The 3,472-nt window shown below is 69.4% G+C and carries 4 protein-coding genes; 3 read left to right on the top strand and 1 reads right to left on the bottom strand.

The genetic code is table 11. From position 1 onward, the window contains the following. The coding region (locus tag WBP48_RS11515) for a polyprenyl synthetase family protein (RefSeq protein WP_424440542.1) at nt 1-1,062 on the bottom strand (1,062 nt) is incomplete at its 3' end. A gap of 74 nt (nt 1,063-1,136) precedes the next feature. Between WBP48_RS11515 and WBP48_RS11510 the strand changes: the two genes are divergently transcribed. From WBP48_RS11510 to rsmH, 3 genes are all read left to right on the top strand, one after another. After that, complete coding sequence (locus tag WBP48_RS11510; RefSeq protein WP_424440540.1) at nt 1,137-1,508, top strand: DUF3040 domain-containing protein; 372 nt, start codon at nt 1,137-1,139, stop codon at nt 1,506-1,508. A gap of 179 nt (nt 1,509-1,687) precedes the next feature. Continuing rightward, nucleotides 1,688-2,119, top strand: a complete 432-nt coding sequence (gene mraZ / locus WBP48_RS11505; protein WP_424440538.1) for a division/cell wall cluster transcriptional repressor MraZ — start codon at nt 1,688-1,690, stop codon at nt 2,117-2,119. Nucleotides 2,120-2,287: 168 nt separating this feature from the next. Further along, the gene (gene rsmH / locus WBP48_RS11500) at nt 2,288-3,403 is read left to right on the top strand and encodes a 16S rRNA (cytosine(1402)-N(4))-methyltransferase RsmH (RefSeq protein ID WP_424440536.1); all 1,116 of its coding nucleotides are present in this window, start codon (nt 2,288-2,290) and stop codon (nt 3,401-3,403) included. Nucleotides 3,404-3,472: the final 69 nt, after the last annotated feature.

Raw genomic sequence — 3,472 nt, 5'->3', positions numbered from 1 at the left:
TGCCAGGTCCCGCAGGGCGCCCACCGCCGGGGTCGCGAGCGGAGCGCCGCGCAGTGCCCGGTCGGCCTCGTCGGACAGGCGGGCGATCTCCCGCTCGACGCGGTCCAGAGCGCCGGTGTCGATGATGGTTCCCTGCAGTGCGCTGATCTGACCGGCATCCAGTGCCGGATCGCCGACCAGCTCGTCGAAGACGCGCCGCGCTCCGCGGTCCAGGTGCTCGCGGGTGAAGGCGATCAGCAGCGTGCGCTTGCCCTCGCGCAGGTCGTCGCCGGACGGCTTGCCGGTTACGGCGGCGTCACCGAACACGCCCAGCACGTCATCGCGCAGCTGAAACGCCATGCCCAGCGGGTGGCCGAAGGCGGCGAGGGCCGCGTTCTGCGCATCGTCCGCCCCCGCCAGGGCCGCCCCCAGCAGCAGCGGATGCTGCACGCTGTAGCGCGCCGACTTCAGCGAGGCGACACGCAGCGCCCGGCCGGCGTGCTCCCAGTCTGGTGCTGTGGCGAACGCCGCCTCCTCGGCGATGTCGAGGAACTGTCCGATCGTCACCTCGCGGCGCATGAGCGCATAGACGCGGCGGGCGGATGCCGCGTGCACGGCGTCCTGCAGTCCTTCCTCGAGCAGATCGTCGCTCCACGCCACGAGCAGGTCGCCGAGGAGGATGGCCGCGGACCGCCCGAACGCGGCGGAGTCACCGACCCAGGCCGATGAGGTGTGCATCCGCTCCAGCGCGCGATGGGCGGCAGGACGGCCGCGTCGGGTGTCGGAGTTGTCGATGAGGTCGTCGTGGACGAGAGCGGCGGCGTGGAAGATCTCCAGGGCCGCAGCCGCGGCGGTAGTGGACTCGGAGACGGTCGCGCGAGGGTCGCGACGCTGTGCGACGGACTGCCAGCCGGTGACGCAGAAGCGAGCTCGCAGGCGCTTGCCGCCTCGCAGCGCCTCGTCCGCCGCGGTGAGCAGTGCGGCTACCTCGGCACCGCTGCCCCGCCACTGCGAACGCTCCGCGATGACGAACCTTTCCAGTCGCTGGGAAACAGCCTCGATCGGATCGGCAGAAGCGGTCACGGGCCTAGCCTAGTTCTCACGTGCTCGCGTAGAATCGAGCGTATACGAGTCCGCCCGGCGAGGAGGGGGAGGCAATGCCTCTGTCAGAGCAGGAGCAGCGTCTGCTCGATGAGATGGAACGCCATCTCATGAACAAGGACGCCGATGTCGTCAGCGCACCTCGCAATGGCCAGGCTCTCAGCTACCGCAACATCGTCTACGGCACCATCCTCGTCCTCGTGGGCATCGGCGGTCTCATCGCCGGAGTCTCCTCCGGCATCGTCGCCATCGGCGTCATCGCGTTCGTCGTCATGGTCGCCGGCGTCGTGCTCGCCGTCACGCCGGCACGCGGATTCACTGCTCCGGCCCCGCGTACGGGCGAACGGAAGAACCGGACCGGCTCGTCGTCGGGATCCTTCATGGATCGCATGAACGATCGCTGGGACCGTCGGCAGGACGAACGCTGACCGCGATCTGATCGCCTCCCACCTAAGCACCGACCCCTCGGGGTCGGTGCTTTTTTTGCGTTGGGGAGGCATTGGGGGAGCGACCGAGCGCGCAGCGCGCGGTGTCTCATAGTGAAGTGGAGGAAAGTGGAGTAAAGTGGTGTTCACCTTGATCGGGCCGGAGGAAGGGGGAGTGGCTGATGTTGCTGGGCACGTACACCCCCAAGCTCGACGACAAGGGCCGCGTCATCCTTCCGGCCAAGTTCCGCACCGACCTCGGTGACGGCGTCGTCGTCACGCGTGGGCAGGAACGCTGCCTGTACGTGTTCAGCACGAAGGAGTTCGAGCGGGTCTACGAGAAGATCCGCGAGGCGCCGCTGACCAACAAGCAGGCCAGGGACTTCCAGCGGATGTTCCTGTCCGGCGCGAGCGACGAGAAGCCCGACAGCCAGAGCCGCATCACGATCCCGCCGCATCTGCGTACCTACGCCAACCTGGGCCGCGAGCTCGTCGTCACCGGCATCGGCGCGCACGCCGAGATCTGGGATGCCGAGGCGTGGCACACGTATGCGGAAGGCAATGAAGACAGCTATTCGGATATGGAGCAGGAGGTGATCCCGGGCCTGTTCTGAAGCGACAGTCTCGCCACCGTGGGCAGGTTTCCTTGCCCCATGGCGCGGCAGCGCCCCTGAGAAGACTGATCCGTGGCCGTGACTCCCAGCCGCACGCCCTGACACACTTCCCCGGTGCCAGGTCGCGGCGGATGGGGATCACGGCTCCGGATCCCCGCCCCGAACGCCATGAGCCACTCCGACATTCACACCCCGGTCCTGCTCGAGCGCTGCGTCGAGCTGCTGGCGCCCGCTCTCCAGCGCCCCGGCGCCGTGCTCGTCGATGCCACCGAGGGAATGGGCGGCCACTCCGAGGCTCTGCTGGAGAGGTTTCCCGACGCCCGACTGATCGGCCTGGACCGCGACACCGACGCGCTCCGTATCGCCGGGGAGCGACTCGCCCGATTCGGCGACCGCGTCACGCTCGTTCACAGTGTCTATGACGGCATCCGCGATGCAGTCAATGCGGGCGTCGGCAACGGCACCGCGGATGCCGCGCGGGCCGCAGGCGCTGTCTATGACGGCATCCGCGATGCAGTCAATGCGGGCGTCAGCAACGACACCGCGGATGCCGCGCGGGCCGCAGGCGCTGTCCATGACAGCATCGCGAATGCCTCGGCATCCGCCGACGCACCGCGAGTGGATGCCGTCCTCTTCGACCTCGGGGTCTCCTCGCTGCAGCTCGACGAGGCCGAGCGCGGCTTCGCGTACGCGCGGGACGCACCGCTGGACATGCGCATGGACCAGACCACCGGCATCACGGCGGCCGACATCGTCGCCACCTACGGCGAGGGCGACCTGCGCCGCATCTTCGAGCGCTACGGCGAAGAGAAGCTCGCCGGCCGCTACGCCCGCGCCATCATCGCGGCGCGGGCCCAGGCTCCGCTGACCCGGTCCGGACGGCTCGTCGACGTCCTCGTCGCAGCGACGCCGGTCGCTGTGCGGCGCGAGGGCCGCGGACATCCCGCCAAGCGCGTCTTCCAGGCGCTGCGCATCGAGGTCAACGCCGAACTCGCCGCGCTCGAGCGGGCCCTGCCTGCGGCGATGGCTCTGTTGCGTGTCGGCGGTCGCATCGTCGTGATGAGCTATCAGTCTCTCGAGGACCGCCTGGTCAAGCGGGTGTTCGCGGATGCCTCGGCATCCACTGCCCCGGCCGGTCTGCCGGTGGAGCTGCCTGAGCACGCGCCGCGCTTCCGGCTGCTGATCAAGGGCGCCGAACTCGCCACCGACGACGAGAAAGCGCGCAACCCGCGCGCCACCCCCGTGCGTCTGCGCGCGGCCGAGCGTGTGAGGGACGCAGCATGAGCATTCCCGCCGAGAACACCGTCGACCTACTGGCCGGCCTGCCCGAGCTCCCCGCGCGCAGCCGCCCGG

This window comes from Microbacterium sp. (assembly GCF_049661145.1).
GTDB lineage: Bacteria > Actinomycetota > Actinomycetes > Actinomycetales > Microbacteriaceae > Microbacterium.
The sequence above is the reverse complement of the archived record's forward strand: the minus strand, read 5'-3'. Positions and strand labels throughout refer to the sequence as shown.